Below are 21,181 nucleotides of genomic sequence, written 5' to 3'. Positions count from 1 at the left end.
GTCACAATGCCGCAAAAAAATTGTGAAGTTCCCGCCTCAAGCGAGCATCTTCCTCTGTCTGCCCCGGATGCGGGTGGTGTCCCGCTTCCAACACGAAGAGTTGCTTGTCTCCCGGTAGGGCGTTGAAGATGGAGAACTGTCCGGCGGGAGCCACTGCGGGATCAAACACCGCACAAGCCGCATGCACGGGCACCTTCACATGCCGGGCAGCCACGGCCGCATCGAAGTACCGCAGCACCTCCATGGTTTGCGGACGCTTTTTCACATGCTGCTGCACACTGGCCGCACTGCCGATCGTGGCCAGCTTCATGCGCAGCACCTGGTTGCCAAAGGTGGGCACGTTATAGTGAGCGCGCTGCACGCGATCCTCCCAAGCCACTGCCAGGGTCCCCACCCCGCCGCCAAAGCTGATGCCCATGTACCCGATGCGACCCGCCACCTGGGGGAAGAGGGCCAGCATGGCGGATACCGCCAGCCAGAGATCATCCACACAACCGCCCAGCACATACCGGCTCCGGCTCTCGATCTCATGGAGCACATGCCAGTGAGGCTGGTCGGAGATCGACGGATGCCAGCTCCGGCCCAGACCCCGGGCACAGGGAAAGAAGATGACCGCATCCTCGTCCACCGGCAGTTCGAAGTCTGGCTCACTGCGGCCTCCATAGCCATGCCCCACCACCAGACCGCGGACGACCCGACCTGACTCTGGCACCAGAGCCCAGCCCTGAATGCGCGTGCCACCCGTGGAGATGTAAGAAAGATCCAGCACCCGCCAGCCCTGGTTCACCTCGCCCGTATCCCGCAGCCGGGCCCGGGGGTCGCAGACCAGCGCCTCTGCGCGGCGGGCCAGCCAGAAGTCTGAGAAATCCCCAGCCTCTTCCGGAGCCTCCACCTTCAGCAGGTCATCCAGCTTGTACCCATGGGTAGGGTCGAAGGGATGACCGTGTGCCATTCTGATGGAGGCCGGGGACATGCGTTGGGGGAATGTAGTTTCTTGAGCAGTTCCCATGCGCCAGCGGCCTCAAATGTCTCCAACGACTTGCAAAAATGCCTAATTGTCTTGCGAACGACTCTCAAAGAGCAGATTCGCGAGCATCACTCAACCGGAATCGGCCAAGCTAGCCAATCGGATAGGGGTGGCAGGGGCGTTGCAGTGTCAGTGGATCCAGTCGCTCATATCGTAGAGTTTCCGGTCGCGCTTGGGAGCCCGCAGGCCGTTGCGCAGGCGTTTCACAGTTTGGGTGAAAAAGTCTGCTCCATCAGCTCCCTCCCCTTCGGGGCCGCCAAATTCTGACTCCAGTTTTTCCGGATCTTCGCCTGCCTCCAGGCGGCGAATCATCTCCCGCATCTCTGGAGGCGCTTTGTCCCCCATGACATCCGTCATCTTCCGCATGAAGTGGCCCAGCTGACGGGGATCGGGATTGCTTTCGTCCATCCCGGCCATGTCACGCTCCATCTCCGCCATGAAGGACTCCATCTTGGCGTCATCCATGCCCGCGAAGGGATCGTCCCCCGCGTCCTCCTTGGCACCTCGCAGGAAGGCAAATCGGGAAATGCGTTTTTCCATCCGGAAGGACGGGTCTTCCGGGCAGCGGGGTGTTTTTTCCCGGTAGGACAGACTGCGTGCCAGAAACTGGTACACGGTGTGATTGTCCGGGCAGTAAAACTCGTAGATAGGCATCGCAGAATGAAATGAAAAAGGTTCTCCGTGTTGGTGCCTCGCGCACACCATTTCGTTGAGAGATAATAGATTGCGTTTTCCCCGCGGCTTGACAAGAAACATCCCCGCCCCCTCTCATACCCGCTGCCAGTGATCACCCGCTTCGCCCCCAGTCCCACCGGATGGCTGCATCTGGGGCATGCGTATGCCGCAGTGTTTGCGCGTGAGGAAGCCCGGCAGGCTGGAGGACGCTTCCTGGTCCGTCTGGACGATCTGGACCTCACGCGGGTACGCCCCGTTTATGAAGAGGCCATCTTCGAAGACCTCACCTGGCTCGGCCTCACCTGGGAATCTCCGATCCGAAAGCAGAGCGACCACTTCGAGGACTATCGCGATGCCCTGCGCCGCCTGGAAGCGCTGGGGCTGCTCTACCCATGCTTCTGCACCCGGCGGGAGATCCAGGAGGAGATCGCTCGTGCCGGGCTCGCCCCGCAAGGTCCCGACGGACCTTCCTACCCCGGGACTTGCCGCCGTCTGGCTGCGGATCAGGTGGCGGAACAGATGGCCTCCGGACGCGACTACGCCATGCGGCTCGACTTGGGCAAGGCCCTCGATCTGGCAGGCCGGGATCTGGACTGGCTGGACCTGAACCACGGCCGGATGATTGCCGATCCCACCCCGCTGGGGGATGTGGTGCTTTCGCGGAAGGAGACGCCCACCAGCTACCATCTGGCCGTGGTAGTGGATGACTTTGCCCAAGACATCACCCTGGTGACCCGCGGCGAGGACCTGCTGCCCTCCACCCATCTACACAGGGTCCTCCAGGCGCTGCTCGACCTGCCCGTCCCCACCTGGAAACACCACCGCCTCATCACTGATGAATCCGGCAAGCGCCTCGCGAAGCGGGATGACGCCCGCTCCCTGCGCTCCCTCCGCGAGGCAGGCTGGACACCGGATCAAGTCCGTGCTGCCATAGGCGTTCCTCCGCCGGAGGGTTAGTTCATCCGCGCACCCGTCACTCCCAGCTTCCACCTCCCATGTCCCTGCCCCGAATCAAACTTGCCCCCAACGGTCCCGAATTCTCCCGCCTCGTCTATGGCACCTGGAGGATCCTGGACGATGGATCCAGCCTGCAGGAATTGAACCGCCGGCTGAACCGCTGTGCGGACTTGGGCATGACCACCCTCGATACCGCAGAGATCTACGGCCTTTATGAGGTGGAAGAGGCTCTGGGTAAGGCCCTGGCCCTCTCCCCCGGCCTGCGGGACCGCCTGGAGATCGTCACCAAGGCAGGCATCTACGTGCCCAACAAGTTTCACCCGGAGCGCCGCACCGCCTTCTACAACGCCACGGGTGCCCGCTTGATCAAGAGCCTGGAGAAGTCCCTCCGATTCCTCGGCACCGACCGCGTGGACCTCTTCCTGGTCCACCGACCCGACTGGCTGACCAGCGCGGAGGACACCGCCTCCGGCCTCAATCAGCTCCTGCGGGACGGGAAAATCGCCAGCGCCGGAGTGTCGAACTACAGCGTCACCCAGTATGACCTGCTCAACAGCCGCCTGGAGCAGCCCCTGGTGACCAACCAGGTGGAATTTCACCTCCTGCATATGGATCCCGTCTATGATGGCGTGTTCGACCAGTGCCAGAAACTCCAAGTGCGTCCCATGGCCTGGAGTCCGCTCGCCGGAGGACGACTCTTCGACGCCACCAACGAAGCGGCCCGCCGCCTCGCCGCAGAAACCGCCCGTCTGGCCGACAAATACGACGGTGCCACGCTGGAACAGCTCGCCTACGCCTGGATTCTGGCTCACCCAGCCCAGGCGCTGCCGGTGATCGGCACCAACAAGGTGGAGAGAATCGAGAGCGCGGCGCAGGCGGCCAGCATCCACTTGGAGCGTGAAGACTGGTACTCCCTCTGGGAAGCGGCCAAGGGCCATAAGATCCCATGATGGGCCGCTCGTCCTTATTCACTTGAAGCATCCCGGCTTTGCGGCACTCATGTGCCTTCCCTCATCATGCCTGCTCGTGTTGCTGTCGTCATCCCCTGTTACAATCACAGTCGCTTCGTAGGCGGAGCCATCGAGTCCGTGCTGGCCCAGACGCGCAAGCCCGACCGCATCCTGGTGATCGATGACGGCTCCACCGACAACTCGGTGGAGGTGCTCAAGGCCTACGAGAGCAAAGGCATTGAGCTCTGGACACGGGAAAACCGCGGCGCGCACAACACCATCAATGAGCTAGTGGACCGTGCCGCGACGGACTGCGAGTACGTGAGCATCCTGAACTCTGACGACCGGTATCTGCCGCAGCGCATTGAGCTCTGCCTGGAACTGGCGACCCAAAATCCGGTGAAGTGCGTCTTTTGCACCGGCCTGCGGGTGATCGATGCCGAAGGCGCGGTCATGCCGGAGGACGCCCCGCGCGCCCGGTGGTTCCACGGGGCCTGGAGCCTGGGCAAGCAGCAAGGCATCACCATGGCGGAGTGGTTTGGCCAGGCCAACTTCGTGGCCACCACCACCAACGTCTTTGCACGGGCGACCTACCTGCAACAGTACCCCTTCCGTCCCTACCGGTTCAATCACGACTACTTCTTCCTCGCCACCGCGGCGCTGGAGAACCAGATCGCCGTGCGCCAGGAGGTGCTCCTGGAGTACCGGGTTCACGGGTCCAACACCATTGCCACCAAGCCCGCGCCACTCATCAAGGAGATGGTACGCATGCAGCTCGATCTCTACAAGGAGCATACCGAGGCCTTCATGACCCAGCCGGAGATGCGCAAGCGGTTCTACCAGTTCGCCCGCGCGTCATGGGACAACATCAGCAGCTTCCACGCGGGGCTGTTCCAGCTCGCCCTGGCCCGCCTGGCCACCCTGGCCTCCGAGCAGGAGTTGGAAGCCATCGCCGCCAGCCTGGAAGGCCCAGAACTGGACGAGTTCCCCAACAAAATCCTCGCCGGCTCCTACGATGGGAAAACGCCACTTGTCTCCGGAGGCGTGCTCAATGACCGCCTCGAGACCCTGCGCGCCGAGCACGACCAGTGCAAAAAAGACCGGGAGGCGCTCGACCAGCTCGCCCGCGCCCGCCAGAAGGTCCTCTCCTCCAAGTGGCTCCGCCTCGGTCTGCTGCTCGGCCAGCTCGGCGCTCTCACGGGGAACGAAGGCAAGCGCCCGGCCGACAAGTGGCAGAACTTTAAAGATGCCTGCGCTGCCAGCAAGTGGGTGAAGATCGGTGCCACCCTCCGCTCCAAGAGCGCACGGACGCTGCGCGATGCAAAGGATTGACTCCGCGGCGCAGGCCGGGATTGGGATCGACAAAACCTGACGTTTCCGCAACCATGCGGAAATGCTTCCCCACCGGCTGCGCCTGATTCCTGTCGTCATGCTGACCACAGGGATGATCGTCTCTCACGCGATTGCCCAGAATGCCGCCCCGGCTGACTCAGCCTCCCTCCCCGCATGGAGATCCTGGCTTCACTCCGGCCCGCCCATGCTGGTCTCGGATGATGAAACGCTGCGGGAGAATTTCAGGGCTCTGTCCCCCTCAGAGCAAGCCGCAGCGTCCCGGTACATCTTTGACACCTGGAATGTAAAGCATCGTCCCGAAGTGGACGAACTACGCCAAGCGGTTGAGCTCCGCTGGTATGCTCTCATCACCGACTGGGCTCAAAAAGATTTCGAGGCGGTGTTCCGCAGGGTCGAGGAATGGGAGGGCTATCATGGCAATGAGTTAAGAATTGCCCTGGTGCGACAAATGGCAGCCCGCGATCCCATCGCAGCAGCCCGCTTCATGCGGCTGCGGCTCAACCCCATGAGCAAGCAGTACTACTACTATGTGCTGATCGAGGGCCTGGTGCCTGCCCTTAAAGACCAGCCGATGGAGCGCATCATGGCCGCGCTGGAGGAAATGAGGTCCGGAGAAAAAACCATGGACGACTTCCGCTGGCGCGATGCCACCTACTACCTCCTGAGTGGGGAAAAACCTTGGACCTCACCCAATCTCGAAGCGGACTGGAAATATCTGCTCGCGCAAAAGCCGGGCAAGCTCCGCACCATCTTGCTGACCATGGTCCTGCAGCAGGCGCTGGAGAAGGACTTCAACAACGCGGTAAAGTTCGACCTGAGCTCCAGCCAGATGGGAGTGCCGGAGATTGAAGAAGTGCTGAGAAAACAGCCGCCAAAGCCCACCGTGGAGGCGTTTGAGCGGTTTCTTGAGGCAGATCCGCTCCTCATGCAGGCCTGGGTGAATCTACTGGTGCGCCAGATGCAATCTCCAAACTGGGGCGAATGGTCAGAGCACGTGTTGCGCCTCGAACCCAAATCCAGGAGAGATAAAGTCCTGCCAGCCTTCACCCGGTTGCGGCTGCTCCATGACGAATTTCCCGCCCGCCAGTGGGCAGCCACCCTGGCGGACCCCGCTGCCCGCACCCTTGCAGAACAGCAGGTGATGATCAGTGAGGTCATCCATCAGGCCTCGGAAAACTGGGACCAGGCCTGCGCCGCGGCTCGTGCTTTCAACGAACCTGAAGCCCGGCGTCGCGCCCTGGAAGGGGTGTTCAAGGCGGGTGTTCATCTCCCGCTATCCGAGACAACCACCCAGGCCGCCGCAGCCGCAGCCACTCCCGGGGAGGTGGACGGGCTCATCGACTCATGGACCTCGGGGCAGATCGAGCTGGCGATGAAAGATGGGAAGCGATTTGCAGAGGGTTATGCCTTCATCCTGACCTTGCGCGCCCCAGCCACCAGACAGCACTGCCTGGAGAAGTACGATAGTCTTGGCCGGAGCATCGGGTTCGAGATCGTACGCAAGCTGGTTGGCGAATCCGCATTGGGCGGCGCCGAGAAATCCCTCCTTCTTCAGGACATCGCGACTGATGAAGTTGACGCGCTCCTCAGTGGTTTCCACGCACCGGATGAATCAGGCGGCCCCAAAGCGGCGCTGGAAGCCGCCAACCGCATTCCAGACCCTGAACTGCGCTTCATCCATCAACGGAGCATCGTCCATGACTCCGTGAGAAGCGATGTCGCCGAGGCGAGACACCAGGTGGAAACCGCCAGAGTGGACGCAGAGACCAAGTCCCGCCTCATGAAAGAATGGGAAAGGGTTTCCCGATGGTACGTGCCGGAAAAGTAGCAACACCTCACCTTGGCTGACGCTCAGACAAGATCATGCATCACGAGATGCTTCGGGCCTGAAGGGCCCCAGCCCAGGGGCGGAGGCCACGAAGTGGACAGAGACCCTGGGTATGGGTCCCCCCCTTGAGTTGCGGCCTGAAGGGCCGCGCGCGAGGTCCGCTTGCCGTCTGGCTGCGCTACAAATTCTCTACAGCGTCGATAACCGATGCAAATCGGGAGAATATGGCGGGGAAGTTGGATGCCAAAGGCATCCCAGCCATTAGACGCCGGGCGTTGACCAAAGCGATATCCCAGGGACAAGGAGAATTTGCGTTCACCCCGAGGAGGTGACAGCAACGTGCGCCTGCAAAAAGACATCGCTGGCATCCACTTCGGGCTAATCGCTTTGATGCCTCCGGCATCGGTTACCCCGGACTGGGACACGATCAGATCGTCAAAAGCAAAGCCCCAACTTCCCTGCAGGGATTACATTCGGACTGAGGAGGCCACCAGGCGCAGCAGCCGCATAGTCGAAGCTCTTCCTCGAAGAGGATCTGGCCACAAGCCCACCGTTGACGAGCTTCCAGCGAGTCTACGTTGGGTAGGTGGGCGAAAAGAACCTACTCCGAAGGAGTTGTGGCGGTCTGGTTCGCGGCACCCCCACCACAACCTAACCATCCAGTGACTGGTACACACTCACAATCCACCGGCACTGCAACAAGGCCGCGGCCCTCGGTCGGGCACACAAGACTTCCAGGGAAGGCAGCAGCGGAGCCAGCGAAAGCGTCTTCGCGCGGGCCTGCCAATCTCTCAACTCCTCCCCCACACCATGGCTGGTCGTGCTGGTGCCCCCTTCCGCCATCCATTCCAAAGAGCTGGCTAATCCGGACAACAACCTCTGCAGAGGCCCCATGGCGAGAGGGGCCGCGGGCGCAGTTGTCTCCTCGATCTCCTCTTCCTCTTCGCCGTCCTCCGGCTTCAGCACCGGCGGCACCGCAGTCCTGGCTCCCGCTGGCTTGTGACCGGCTTTCTCCGAAGGAAAGGCCAGCATCACGGGCCCGCCCTCCCGCAGGAGTCCCAGAGGATGGACCACCAGATGGCCCCCCTCCCGGTGCACGCGCCCAATCACCCGACACGCGGTGAGCTCATCCGGCGGAAAGTTCTCCAGCGCTTCGATCAAGGGCTTGGTGAGATCGTCGTACACCACGCGCAGCAGCAGGGCCCTGCCGGTGTCGTCCATGAGATACCAGCACAACGACTGGGAGACAGGGTCAAAGGGCTGCCGTTCCCAGCGGGAGGGTTGCAGAAGATAAAATGCCCGCCGGGGGTCGTGTTCCCGCAGGCCCGGCCGGGACGCGGCAGCAAACTGCCTCTCCAGATGCTCCCAGTTGATCTCCACCGGGGCCAGTACCTCCACCGGGTTCGAGGAGCCCGTCACAAGCGCCTGCGACTGGCTGCTGCCAGACAGCCTTCCCCACCGGTTGCGGCGGGCCTTCATGAGCCGGAACCGGCTGGATGCCAGTTGCGATGGGGAATCCGCCCCTTCCCACGGACCGGGCGCGGTGTACCGCCCCACTGCACTGAACCCTCCGGCAAAGGCCTTGGGGCGGGCCTCTGTCCAGGTGGACCAGTCTTTGTTGTCCAGGTCCCAGAACAGCACGGTCAGCCCTTCATATCCGGACGCGGTGCGCCAGGGCCACGCGGCGACTCCACAGAGCTGCAGCGTGCCCACTTCCGCATACTTCTCGCGCGGGGTCCCGGTCAGATGCGGCTGCGCTTGATGATCAAGCCCCTGGGTCAAGGCATAGGCCTGCGCGGCATCCGCCAGCAACCTGGCGAGGTCGGCCTGCGGCTTGCGGTCCAACCAGTCACCCACCTGCGTGGCCAGCCGTTGCAGCAGCAGCGACAGACGGGGCAATCCGGCGGCCTGGGCGGAAACGCCGAGCGATTCCAGTCGCTGGCCCTCCGACTCCGTCAGCCGGGCCAACCCTGCAGCCACCACCTCCTCCAGCAGGATGGTCACGGCGGGCAATACCTCGGCACGGGTGGCTCCCGCCACCTCGCTGCCCGTCTTCAAGGCAGGAGGCTCCCAGTTCTTTCCCGCAACCCGACGCACGGCCTGTAGCGCCGCGGCCGTCATGAGGTCATGCTTCTTCTCAGGAGCGCCAGCCACCATGATCCCTGCGAGGCCAGTGCCCGGCAAACCACGGATCTCGGCATTGAGATGCGGGAACCGCACCACCAGATCCGCCGCAACCTGAATGACGGGCTCCTGCTGCTGGAGCAGCTCATGCGCCGCCCTCATCACCGGGAGGCTGAAGGTCTGCACCAGGGTTGCATCATCCAGGATGAGCCATTCCTCCCTTACACGTTCACCACCTGCCGCAGAGAGTTGCCCGGAAGGGTTCGAGGAAGGTTCGCAAGTGACACTTAAACACGCTGCCAGGATGTGCTGGCACACTCCCGCGGCCGGGCAGGAACAGGCCGCCCGCCCGGGACCTGCCCTAGGCAGGCGCACCTGATGCCCGCTCACGGTAGCGGTCAGGGAGTCCGCGTCCTCCACCAAGACGAACTCTCCGACCTCCCCGCGTTCCACATCCTTCTGGGCCCGGCGCAACAGGCCTTTGTTGGCCAGCGCTTCCAGGGCGGCCGGAGTCAGGGCGGCATAGACCTGCCGGATTTCTTGCTCTCGGCTCATGTCATTTCAAGCTGGTGATCTTGGCCAGCCAGCCGGCCAGTTGTTTGGGAGTGAGGGCCGCGATCTCCATTCCGGCCTCCACGAGCTGCTGCGCCGCGGCGGGATCATGGGCGGGTACCGCATTGGCATCCAGAGCAGCCAGCCCCATGAGCACCACACCGGCCTCCTTCATTCTCCGGACCGCGGCCAGCATCTGCCCAACGGGTCCGCCTTCCATGAAGTCGCTCACCAGCACGAGCACGGTGCGATGAGGATTCTCCAACAGCCCCTCACAATATTTGAGTGCCTTGGCAATATGGGTGCCTCCGCCCAGCTGCACACTCATGAGCACTTCCACGGGATCTTGTGCGTGCTCGCTCAGATCGACAACCTCCGTGTCAAAGACCACGAGCTTGACCAGCAGGGAGGGAAGCCCGGCGAAGATGCCCGCCATGACGGCGCTGTGGATGACGCTGTCTGCCATGCTGCCGCTCTGATCCACACACAGGATGATGTGCCACGGCAGCCGCCGGGTGTTGCGGGCAAAGAACCGCGGGTCCCGCAACACGACCGTCTTCCGGGCCGGATCATAGCTCTTGAGATTGCGTCGGAGCGTGGCCCGCCAGTCAAAGTTCTGCGCGGCCTTGAGCGGGCTGTGGCGGAAGCGGTTCAATCGTCCCGTCAGCGCCTGCCGCACCTCACTCTGCCAGCGGTCTTTTATTTCCTCGACCACATGCTGGATGATGCGTCGTGCCTGGTCCAGCACCTGCCCTTTGAGGTGACCGCGAAAGCTCAGAAGCGTCTTCACCAGATCCAGGTTGGGCTCCAGCTTGGCGAGCGTCTCCGGATCGGTGACCAGCTCCTTGATCTCGTAGCGGTCGAGCGCATGTTTTTCAATGACCTCCACCGTCTCCTTGGGGAAGAGCACCCGCACCTCCGAGAGCCAGGCGGGCACGGTGAATTGGGAGGGGCCGGTGCCGCCCTCACGGCTTTCGCCCGTGGGTTCACGCAAACCGCGCCCTTCATACTCACGGGAATAGAGGTAATCCAGCGCGGCATCCATGCGGGCCTGCTCGGCCCCAAGTGGCGTGGAGAGCCTGTCGTCCGCATACTTTCCCAGAACCAGACGCCAGCGTTCGAGGGTGCTGCTCATGTGTTGGCGGCCTCCGGCAGGGGTTGGGGATCGTTGACTTGAAGCCAGGTGGCAAGACCGTCCTCACGCAATGCTTTCTCCACCACCGATGAGGCCTGGAGCGCGGCGAGCAACTCTGCTTCCGTCACCCCTGCGTATCTCGGCAGCGGCAGGCTGGCCACGCCGTTGTGCTCCGCCACCAACGCGGCAACGCGATCCGTTTCGCGCGGGGTGAGGTCAGCCCAGGCAAGGCGAAGATCGGGAAGCCTGCGCAGAAATTCGTCATCGCTCCAGTGAGACATGAGTCCCTCCACTTCCGCAAGCAGTCTGGGCTCCCGCCAGGCCAGCTCCCGCGCGGCTTTCAGCAGGCCGGTCAGGAAAGCAATCTGCCGGGCGCTCTCCCCCACTGCCGGGGCCAGATTGCCGCGGGTAAGTGCCAGTAGAGACTCCAGATCCATGCGTCCCGCGGTGTGGAGCAGGCCTGCCGCAGCCCCGCGCAAAAGAGGGGCGCATTGAGCGTGGTGTTGCACCCGCCTCAGCGCCTCCCAGAATGGGGCGGCATCCAGGTGCCCTGCTCCTTGATCTTCATCCGACCCGGCCTCCGCACCTTCGTCGTCGCCTTGGGCAGCCAGACGCGACCGCAGCATCAGGCAGGCCCGCACGACCGGCTCCGCCTGTTCTTCTGGCAAAAGAGAGGCCTGCTCCAGCAACTGGCAGGCCCGCTGATAGCCCGACTTCACCAGGGCCGGAAGCAGGTCCAGTTTCCGTGCCTCCAGCGGTTCGCGGCTCTGCCAGAGCAGCAGGAGCTGCCCCAGACCCTCTGCCACGGAGCTGAATGACGGATCCGAAGCGATCCACTTTACCAGGTGCAGGGCCAACGATGTCGCAGCATCTGGCAACCCCATCAGACAGGCCCGGATGAGCAGGGAAACTCCCTCGCCTGTGCCCGGGCTGGACGCCGATTCAAGCTGGGTGACCGCCTCTGCCAGCCTGGACGTTGCGGCCTCTCTCACGGAGGAGCCATAGACAGAGCGTTCGATCAACATCGCCTCCGTATGAGGAGCCCACTGGCAATCCCAGTGCTCCACAATACGCCGGAGGTTCGTGCCATTTACAAAGTCCGGCCCCGCCTTCCGCGTCCCAAAGGGAACTTGCAGATACTCCAGCTGGTGCAGGAATCGGGATACTGTCCGGTGGGCCTCTTTTTTGTAAATCTCCAGTGCCACCCCTTCCGTTGCAGCATACTCCACGGGGAGTCTGGCCTGTTTTGCCGTCTGCCGGAAGTCTTCCACCAGCGGTGGCACACCCGCATCGGGAGGCACATCCCCCGTAGCCCGACCGGTAAAGATCTGACGGGCCAGGGCCATCAGCGCGCCGCCATCCGCGCCCATCTCGCCTTTCACCATGGCACCACGCAGACCATCCCAAACATCTTCACGCGAGGGACCGGGATGGCCTCGCAGCTGGGCCAATCCTTGCGTCTGTGCCAGCGCCGCAATCTCATCGGCGGCGGAGACGGTGCCAGCGAGATCCCGCGACCGTGCCGTGCGCCCGAGCTCCACGATCATCCGCAGGGCCACGGCATCCAAAGGTTTGTCCTCGCTGGAAGACAAGGCCTCCCAGCAGGCCTGGTAGTAGCCCGGCTGCGGCATGCCCGCACCGTATCCGGAGAGCGAGTCCAGTTGGTTAAAGGTATAACGAGTGAGGCAGGAGTGACGTTCCTGGGGCTCATGCCGGGGGGCGGGCGACACGGTCAAGGCGTTCACCAGATCCGGCAGGACCACCGTGTGAAATCCGCCCGTGACCACCAGCACGGGTCCGGCCGCCGGTCCCTCTGTTGGCTGGCCCAGCACCTCCCGGATGGCGGTCGCCATGGCCGCCTCCCGCGCCAGGGTGCCGTCGGCTTCCATCACCTCTGGGGGGCAGTCGAGACGGGAAAACCAGCAGTAGGCCGCCACATCGTGCATCAGCTTCTCCGGCTCCCCCTGCCATCCCCGCACCTCGATCAGATGGTCCCAGAGTTCATCATGGTCCCGGCACCCAAGCCGGCGTGCCAGCTCCTGCAGATAGGCACTGCGGCGGAAGTGGTGCTCCGCCTGCAGGGATTCAATCTTGAGCGCTCCGGGCTTCTCCTGCGCTGCGTCTTCCACCACCCGCTGGCTGGGATAGTCCAGATCAATGAACCTCAATGTCGCACCCACTGCGTGGCCTTCACGCAAGGCCACCCACTCCGGGGAGTACTCGCAGAGAGGGTAATAGGCGGCATGGCGTCCCTCGCTGCTCTGTTTATTCTTCGAACCCGGCCGCCGAATGCGGTAGTGCGTGTAGATGGCCACGGGCGGGCGACACTTCTCATGGAGCAGATGCGGAACCAGCGGCATGAAATCATCCGGACCCTCCACTAGAACGGCTCGCGGCCGATGCGCACGGATCCACTGGCGGATCTGCCAGGCACAGGCCGGGCTGTGGTGGCGCACTGGAAAATAAACAACCTCCGGGGTGATGAGCTTCTGCTGCATCGCCCGGAGTCCATCCGCCAGAGCCGTGTCTGGAGGAGTCATCGGATGATCCCTTTGCGCGCCTGGTGAAAACGGTCCCAGGTCTTGCTCTTCGCAGCCCGGGCCTTCACCACCACATCCATATAGTGACGCAGCTTCTTGATGTCGTCTGCGTTGTCCTTCAGCGCCGTGCCCAGGAGCTGTCGGGCCAGGTGCTCCGGCTCCAGCGTCCCTTTGCCAAAGTAGTGGGCATCCAGCGCGGCGGCGTGCGCCACCGCCACGGCCTCGGCGGTGGACATGACGGTGCTGGGACGCTCGATCACGGTGCCCTCCTCCGTACGCCCCAGGCGCAGATCCTGGAAGGTGGTCACCAGAACCTCCATCACATCCTCTGGGCACTTCACCGCAATGTTGGAGTCTGCGAGCAGGGCCTCGGCCTGGCGCTTCACCAGCTCCATCTCCTGCTTCTTGTCCGCCAGGGGCGGCACCGTCTCGAAGTTGAACCGGCGCTTCAAGGCGCTGGACATTTCATGAACCCCCCGGTCACGGAGGTTTGCCGTGGCGATGACGTTGAAGCCCTTCCTTGCAAAGAGCACCGAGTCATCCCCCAGTTCTGGAATGTGGAGCGCCTTGTCAGAGAGCAGGCTCACCAGGGTGTCCTGGATTTCCGGCTGGCATCGCGTGATTTCTTCGAACCTGGCCAGCGCCCCGCGCTGCATGGCAATGTGCAGCGGCGAAGGCACCAACGACCGCTGCGAGGGCCCTTCCGCCAGCAGCAGGGCGTAGTTCCAGGAGTATTTGATGTGATCGTCCGTGGTTCCCGCCGTTCCTTGAATTACGAGTTTGGAATCCCCGGCGATGGCGGCGGCCAGCAGCTCGGACAGCATGGACTTGGCCGTGCCCGGCTCGCCCACGAGCATGAGTCCGCGGTGACCGAGGAGCGTCACCACACAGCGCTCAATAAGGGCGGTCTCCCCATAGTACTTGCGGGTGATGAAGGTCTTCGTCTTCTTCCCCTCCCACTCGTGAGTCAGTGCCGCCCCCTCAGACCCCAGGATGAACTGCCGCACCGCCTGCGGAGAAAGGTGCCAGTTCTCCGGCCTCGGTGCCTTGTCATTCGCCGCCAGGGCGGCGAGTTCTTCAGCGAACCGGGTTTCGGCGGGAGGTTGGATGGAGGCGGACATGAAAGAATGCGGGGAGTTGGTAAGGCTTACGCAATGTTGCCCGGTCTGGCGGGCTTGGGCAAGTCCAGGGCAGGGTGAAGGGTCACTCGCACTTGTTGCACCAGTCAGGATCGTACCCTGTCCCGTCCGCCGCCATTTGACGATAGTCGTTCCAGCATTCCGTAAGCAACACATTGGGGACTTCTGAGAGCGGAAGCGCCACTCCACCGTAGCCCACCCCATGCGGTTGGAAGGAGAGGGCTATCGTAGCGCACTGGCGGTTCACCTCGGGCAGGCCGTTGCCGGAGAATTCCACCACAGCCTGGATTCCGGCAGTAGGGAAACGCTTCACATACTCATTGAACCAGCCGCCATCACCGGTCTCTCCGCGTGCGTAGCCCAGCTTGGTGGCGCGACTTCGCAACTTGAAGGTCTCTCCCATCCAGCCTTCAAAGTCGCGCAACTCCAGGCACTCCTTTTTGTCTCCTTGGATCTCTGGACTCTTGCGATTGAACTGGTCAAAGAACGGCGTCACCTCGTAGTCCTCCAGATGCCGGGCCCACAATGCCTGCTGATCCGCAGACAGGAAGACGCCATGAGCCAGACGGACGATTTCGTCCGGTTTCAGTTTAACTTCATTGTCTTCTGCGTCCGTCAATGTACCATCGGCGATCGGCCTGAAAAGTCTGACCACCTCGCTGCCGTTGCCCGAGGAGACCATCCAGACGAGCTTCTGGCAGCAGTGACGGACGATGGGATGCCGGTTGAGATAAACATCCCAGTCCTCGAACCGCCAGCACCGTTGCAGGCACATGGCCTCATAGAGATTGGCCCGCTGCTGATTCAGAACCTGCTTCAGTACCTTGCGTGCCGAGGACATCGACTTTTTAGCGGCAGCCGCCAGTTCGTCATCATCGTCCTTTCGGGGGAGCGGGAGCGCCTTGAGCGGCTTCTGCTCTGCATCCTCCAGAATCGTCTCCAGATCTGCATTGAGCCTGAGGAAGAATCTGCGCGGACCGTAGTCGAGTTCCTGTATGCCGTTTTCATCGAACCCGGCACTCGGGATGGTACGATCCGCCAGCTCGGCCAGCGTCCACCCGTTCCGTTCCGCGATCTCATGCGCAAGCCGGATGGCCTCCTCCTGGATGCTCTTGGTGCGGAAGCGGGTGCCCACCGCCAGCAGCGTCTGGATCGCCGACGGATGCTCCACCCATGCCAGCATCTGCAGCAGCGCCTTGCACTGGTGCACCCGCTGGCCATACCATGTCTTCAAGAAGGTCGCAGCAGGGGCCGACGCGCCAGCACCCAGGCAGGCTGCAGCCAACGCAAGAATGCCTTTGCATTCGTTGGCAGACCCAAGCGGCTGTCTTTGCAGGACAGCCATGTGTTGAGCCACTTGGCCCGACATAGATAGCTGAGCGTAGTATTGCGGATACTGCTGCGCCATTTGCCGTGCTTTGGCTTCACATTCCTCGCGGGTGGGGAGACGCACATCCTCCACAAGCCAGGAGTTGAGGACGTATTCACCCAAGGTCTCGCGGTCGGCAGCTTTCATCGTCGCCACATAGCGCCTCAACAAGGAACCGGGCACAGGCGTCTTGAGCTTGCACGCCTGGATGAGCCAGGCGGTGATCACTTCAGGAGGCACCGTGCCCGTCCCATCCTCCCAGCGTACTCCGGGGAGTTGGGAAACAGGAAACCATGCCAATGCCGGCGGCAGCCCTTTGGCGGTCAGTTTCAACGCGTCCTTCTGCAATGCCTTCCGGTCCATGAACTCTTCCACAGGCACTCCCAGTCGCTCCAGTGCGGTGAACATCGCCGCCTTGGGCGCATCGTGCTTTTCCTTTATCACCGCCTGCCTCAGGGGTGCTTCCGCCTCCGCCACTTTCAACCGGCCCAACCATTCAGCAGCCACCGCACGTTGCTCCATCTGCCCGCAAGCAAGGGCCGCTATGATGCGCTGGTCACGACCCGGCGCACGTTGAAGCGCGGTTTGCGCCAGCAGACGCTCCGTCTTGCTGCTGCCCAGAGCGACGTCCCACATGCCTTCTACCAGCCCCTGGGGCGGCACTGGAAAGGCCGTGAGCACCCTCCATGCGTTGGCTTTCAGATAGTCCCCGTAGTATCGGTAGAGACTCCTGGTGGGATCGACTGGCAGCCAGCCCAGCGCCTCACGGAGCATTTGCAATCGTTCGGCAAAATAGCTCCAGGCTTGCGACGGTTCCACCACGGAAATCCCAACGTTGTTAAGGTGCCCTGCCTTCAGCCAGCACTCTCCAATCCAGTTACTCGGGAAACCCAGAGCTTCACAAATGGCCGCCAGAGTTCTCAGCTCGAACTGGCCATGCCTGCCGAGCCATCTCTCCAGCGGAAGGGTCGCCTGATTGTGGAAGTGGTAGTTCGCCTCCACCATCCTTGGACGAAGGATCACACACCAGCGGAGCGCATGAATCAGTTTGAACTGCGGATGAGCGCCAAAGGTGTCCAACTTGGTAGCGGTGCGGAACGGGTCCGACCATATGGCCTCATTCTTGGGCTTTTCCGGCATCACCAGATTCTTCGCTGAAAGTGTCTGCAGCAGATCAAACCAATCCGTCGCCAGGGAGGCATCCATCTGATTTGGGATCTTGGGAGCCCATTTCTGATGCTGAATTTTCTGCCAGCCAGACAACCAATCCTGATTGGTCTTAACCATGCATTCTTTGAGCTCATCCAACACTCGCAGGTCCAGCTTCTGATCAGCGAGTAGATCGCCCGGCAACGCCGGTAGAACTAGCTTTTGCGCAGCTTCAATGACCTCCACTGGAGAGGAATCGGACACTGCGGAATTGAGAAGACGCTGAATCTCATCCACCACCGGGCGGGCTTTTTCCTCTTGCACCCTCTCCCGCAAGAATTCGTGCGAAGCGCCCCCCTCCAGTTGTATCAACAGACGAACTGCATGATAACGCTGGTCCGAGCTGCCCTCCCTGACTTGCCGTCGAATCAGGGGGACGGCCAGCTCTGGTTCCCGGGCAAGCCATATCTGGGCGATCTCACGTGCCTGCTTTGAAGTCCCTGTGGCATCCTTGTCTACTTCATCTAGACACAGGGAGAGCGGGTAGGACGCCTTCATTAGAGAAATCATCACCCGGCTCCTCCGCTTGTGGTCTGGGTTGGCCAGACATTCACGTATGGTGTCCGGGTGCCTCTGGATGGCCTGGTCCATCCCCGGGATCACATGAAACAACCAATCATATGGCACACTTTCAAATCCGGCCGGGTTCACCCAGAATGCACCTCGCACCAAAAGGGACGGAGGCTGACCATTATGGACCAGCATGGCCTCCAGTTCGTCAGCCGCCAGCAGGGTGGCCTTGGCCTTCCTTGGATAGATATTCCGGGGCACCCTCGCAGCTTCCATTAGGTAAACTGCCAGCCAACTGGCATCCTCATTGAGGCCCGGGCATTCGGTTGAGACTCTGCCTGTGTTCGCAATGGCATTCAGTGTTCGCGCCAGCCGCAGGTGAAATTCCACCGACCGGATCGTTCCTTGTGAAAAGAACTTCGATAGGCCTGCGCTCGTAGAGTCATGAGAAGCGCTCGCGTCGCATCGCAGCTTGATCAAGGCCGTGGCATCCTTGATGGTGGCGATGTCAGGCAAAACCATCTGATCCTCATCGAGCGCCAGGTAAGTCATCAACCGATCCGCAATCCCAGGCGAGCGATCATCCAGCCGCTTAAAGTCCGCCGCCAGCCACTCCAGCTCTTTGGCGGGATAAGGCGATTGCAGCCAGACTGGACCTGAGCCAGTGAGTTTTTTCAACCAGTTTAGCATGGGGACAATAGCTTGAATGCCGATTCGCGTTTCTCCAGACTTCAAGCAGGGGGTTGCTCATTGTCTATTTCCTCTCCCGTTTTCCCGCTGATTTTCCGCAGGTCTCCCATCACCTCCGAGAAGGGCACGGGGGGAACTTCGCCAAAGGGCACCAGACGTGGGTCATCCTCCTTGGAAGGTTCGTCATAGGTGTAGCTGCCCGTCTTGACCGTCCCGGTGCGGACAAAGTACACATTCCCCAGGGTGATGGTGTCATCCATCCCGATGCCGATGTACATGCCGTCCACATTCAAAAACGCCTCCACCCCTGCGGCGGTGAAGGTCTTTCGGTATGAGGTGACGCCGCCGCCATCCACCACCGATCCCCGCACCCAGCCAATTTTCTCCGCCCGTCCACGGAAGGTCATCGCGTTGAGCTCGGTCCCGCGGACGTGCTTGCCAAAGCGCATTTCCCTTTCCTCATCCTTGGCCCGGATCACCGGGCGGTCGAGCTGCGGGAAGGGTGGCGCGATGTCGTAGTCCGCCAGATGCTGGAGCCAGGCTGTACGAGTTGTTTCCTCAAGATCCAGCGGATGCACAATCGTCACGGAGCCAGCCATCGGCAGTGTCACGGAGTCCTCGTTGACATCCGTGAGCGTCCCGTCCTCCAGGGCGCGGAACACGAGCGTCGGCTCCCCCGCCTCTCCCTGCCAGCTCCACACCAAACGCTGGGTGAAGGGGCGCAGCAGCGGATTGCGCAGATACAGCTCCTGCCAGCGCGAGACTGGCCAGCGAAACTGGCGCACCAGCAGCGTCTCAATACGCAGCACTTGGGCCTTCGCGGCCTCCTTGAGCGTGTTCGCCATTTCCTTGAACTCAGCCTGAATTCCCGCGGATGCCCCAGTGGGCAGCTTGCCAGAGCGCTTGCCCGTCTTGGTGTCGCGGAAGCTGAGCTTGAAGTCCTGGTCAATGCTGACTTCCACCGTGGTCTTGCCAGTCTCTACAAGCCGGGGTTTACCCGCTTCAAAGCCCAGCCAGGGGACGACAAGGTCTCCCAACTCCTCGACACTCACTCCCCGTGCTTCCGCCGCCTCGGCAAAGGCATCGCCCGCAGCCTTGCCGATGTTCTTGTTCTTCACCCGGAAGCGGACACTCAGGCTCTCCACCATCATGAGTGCCTGATCCGTGCCCAGCAGCGCCAGCGCCTGGGCCCCGTACTCGGCCAGCTTCCCGCGACTGTTCTCCGCCCACTCCAGAACGGCCTTGAAGAGCGGCGTGACCACCCGGTCATCCCCCACCAAAGCTGCCCAGGTCAACACCCAGCGGTGGTCAGCGTTTTGATCGGAGGCCAGATAGGCCGCGAGCGCGTTTGCCGCACTCCCGCCGTTGCGGCCCCGGTCCAGCTCCGCATACAGCGGCTTGGCCTCCAAGTCCGCGCGCATTTCCTTGCACCGGGACTGGCGATAGAGCAGGTAAAGCACCTTGTCATCGGACAGGTTTGTCCCGTCCTGCTTGGCCAGTGGCAGATCCGCAGGTTTCAGCCAGGGAACTGGGGGCTCCTTCATCTTTGCGAGCGTCTTCTGGATGCGCGCCTCGATCTCCTCTTTCGTCAGGGTAGCTCCGCCCCCCACGCGCTCCAGGGCCAGAAGTATGGCATCCCGCACATCGTCGCCCTCTTCCACTTCGAGATGGCCCTTGAGCGCCGCCAGCGAATCCTGCGTGCCGAGTTGTTCCAGCACCGCCACGGCCGCCAGTCGCACATCGGTTTTCTTGTGGGCCAGCAGCTTCACCGCGCGAGGTTGTGTGTCAGCCTGGGCCAGAGCCGCCAGGGCCCGCGCCGCAGCCATGCGCACCGGCCGGGACTTGTGTTGAAGAAGGGCCCAGATTTCTTCGGTGAGCTGCGCACCTCCCCAACTGATGGCTTCGGAAAGGGCGGCCACGACGGAGGACGGCTCCGAGTTGCCAAGCAGAGCGCGAATCGCGGTGACAACGGCTGTGCTTTCTGCAGCGCCGGGAAGCGTGCGCAGTCTCTTCAATCCCAAGAGAGCGACCGAACCATTGGGACTCTGGGTGCAGGCTATGCAGGCCGCCCAGAGTTCTGCTGGATGGGCCTTGGCCAGCTCATCCAGCAGCAGCCCACGCTGAATGTCCACCCCGTATCCCTTGCAAGGCGACGCCAGCCACTTGCGCACGAGATCGAAAGCTGCCGGTTCTTCTGTCTTGATCAGCAGCTCACCCGCTTGCCTCTCACTGTAGGCGTTGCCTGATCCGCTCAGCGAGCGACGGGCCGCCTCCCAGCCTGTTTTCCGATACAGTTCCGGTTTCACGTCAAACAACAATCCGGCCAGAAAAACCTTCTCCTCATCGGAAGACGTCTTGAGCAATTCCGCGTAAGTCGATTCATGAAAAACCTCCGGATTCGCCCGCATGTAAGTGGCAAGACTGGAGCTTCTATACTTGAGTTGAACCCCTTGGTGCAGCAGTTTCAAAAGGATGTCCGGGAATCGACGAGAGATCAAAAAAGCAATCGTGCCGTATGAGTACTGGGTGATCAATGTGGGGATCTCCGACTCATCCATCTGAAGATAGAACTCTCCCACCAGCGTCGGCACATCGGCGACATGGTCCCAAGCCTCGGCATGCTCACTCACCAACCGGATCTCGGCATCGGTCATCCCTGCATCGCGGAGCCGTTGCACCGCCGCGGGGTGCAGGTACATCAGGCCGTTGCTGCTCCGGTCGTAGCGGTGCAGCCAGTCTTTGAGAAGACTCTTCAATCCCATGATCACCGCCATCCTGAGCAGCCGGACGCCGTGGACATCCAGATCACCGGGTGCCGGGACAGCCGCGTAAAGTGTGTGGAGCCACCCATCGTTGAGCTTTAGGCCATTGAGGAGGCTTTCGTCACCCGTTTCGATGAAGCGCGTGATGGCGGGGTTCTTCCAGAGCAGCCAATGCTTGGCCGTATCATCCAGTGCTTTGAGAATGTCAGACATTGAAACTCAGGGTTGGGGTTGTTTGGGAGGGAGAGCCTCCAGTTTTGCGCCTTCTCCCAGACTCAGGCAATCATGCAATGCTCTGTCGCACAAATTTTCGTCACGAAGCTTTGCCTGGCGATCGCCCTTTCCAGACCACCGCTTGGCG

The 21,181-nt window shown here is 62.0% G+C and carries 12 protein-coding genes; 4 read left to right on the top strand and 8 right to left on the bottom strand.

The window, feature by feature from the left end; translation table 11 throughout:
* Position 1 precedes the first annotated feature (1 nt).
* Positions 2-952, bottom strand: coding sequence for an acetylxylan esterase (locus BV034_RS00770; RefSeq protein ID WP_050023145.1), 951 nt, complete (start codon positions 950-952; stop codon positions 2-4).
* Between the two features lie 204 nt (positions 953-1,156).
* Positions 1,157-1,681: a cytochrome c gene (locus tag BV034_RS00765; RefSeq protein ID WP_050023135.1), complete on the bottom strand. Its 525-nt coding sequence runs from the start codon at positions 1,679-1,681 to the stop codon at positions 1,157-1,159.
* A gap of 129 nt (positions 1,682-1,810) precedes the next feature.
* Between BV034_RS00765 and gluQRS the strand changes: the two genes are divergently transcribed.
* From gluQRS to BV034_RS00745, 4 genes are all read left to right on the top strand, one after another.
* Positions 1,811-2,659 carry a tRNA glutamyl-Q(34) synthetase GluQRS gene (gene gluQRS / locus BV034_RS00760; RefSeq protein WP_050023134.1) on the top strand — a complete coding sequence of 283 codons (849 nt, stop codon included), beginning with the start codon at positions 1,811-1,813 and terminating at the stop codon, positions 2,657-2,659.
* Positions 2,660-2,697: 38 nt separating this feature from the next.
* On the top strand, positions 2,698-3,609 hold the full coding sequence (locus tag BV034_RS00755) for an aldo/keto reductase (protein WP_050023132.1): 912 nt from the start codon (positions 2,698-2,700) through the stop codon (positions 3,607-3,609).
* 66 nt (positions 3,610-3,675) lie between these two features.
* Complete coding sequence (locus BV034_RS00750) at positions 3,676-4,941, top strand: glycosyltransferase family 2 protein (protein WP_265592489.1); 1,266 nt, start codon at positions 3,676-3,678, stop codon at positions 4,939-4,941.
* A 61-nt stretch (positions 4,942-5,002) separates the two neighbouring features.
* A complete protein-coding gene (locus tag BV034_RS00745) occupies positions 5,003-6,790 on the top strand; it encodes a hypothetical protein (protein ID WP_050023125.1) in 1,788 nt (595 codons plus the stop codon).
* 651 nt (positions 6,791-7,441) lie between these two features.
* On the opposite strand, the gene BV034_RS00740 is transcribed toward BV034_RS00745, so the two are convergent.
* The 6 genes from BV034_RS00740 to BV034_RS00715 all read right to left on the bottom strand — a co-directional run bounded on the left by BV034_RS00740 (position 7,442) and on the right by BV034_RS00715 (position 21,033).
* On the bottom strand, positions 7,442-9,469 hold the full coding sequence (locus tag BV034_RS00740; RefSeq protein WP_050023123.1) for an SWIM zinc finger family protein: 2,028 nt from the start codon (positions 9,467-9,469) through the stop codon (positions 7,442-7,444).
* A gap of 1 nt (position 9,470) precedes the next feature.
* Positions 9,471-10,601 (bottom strand): VWA domain-containing protein, encoded by a 1,131-nt coding sequence (locus BV034_RS00735; RefSeq protein ID WP_050023121.1) that lies wholly within the window; start codon positions 10,599-10,601, stop codon positions 9,471-9,473.
* The gene (locus BV034_RS00730; protein ID WP_050023119.1) at positions 10,598-13,141 is read right to left on the bottom strand and encodes a DUF5682 family protein; all 2,544 of its coding nucleotides are present in this window, start codon (positions 13,139-13,141) and stop codon (positions 10,598-10,600) included. The genes BV034_RS00735 and BV034_RS00730 overlap by 4 nt, the downstream gene beginning before the upstream one ends.
* Positions 13,138-14,262: an AAA family ATPase gene (locus tag BV034_RS00725; protein WP_050023117.1), complete on the bottom strand. Its 1,125-nt coding sequence runs from the start codon at positions 14,260-14,262 to the stop codon at positions 13,138-13,140. The genes BV034_RS00730 and BV034_RS00725 overlap by 4 nt, the downstream gene beginning before the upstream one ends.
* A gap of 82 nt (positions 14,263-14,344) precedes the next feature.
* Positions 14,345-18,046 (bottom strand): DUF4132 domain-containing protein, encoded by a 3,702-nt coding sequence (locus BV034_RS00720; RefSeq protein WP_265592488.1) that lies wholly within the window; start codon positions 18,044-18,046, stop codon positions 14,345-14,347.
* 53 nt (positions 18,047-18,099) lie between these two features.
* Positions 18,100-21,033, bottom strand: coding sequence for a DUF4132 domain-containing protein (locus tag BV034_RS00715; protein ID WP_050023114.1), 2,934 nt, complete (start codon positions 21,031-21,033; stop codon positions 18,100-18,102).
* Positions 21,034-21,181: the final 148 nt, after the last annotated feature.

This window comes from Verrucomicrobium sp. BvORR034, from assembly GCF_000739635.1.
GTDB lineage: Bacteria > Verrucomicrobiota > Verrucomicrobiia > Verrucomicrobiales > Verrucomicrobiaceae > Verrucomicrobium.
The sequence above is the reverse complement of the archived record's forward strand: the minus strand, read 5'-3'. Positions and strand labels throughout refer to the sequence as shown.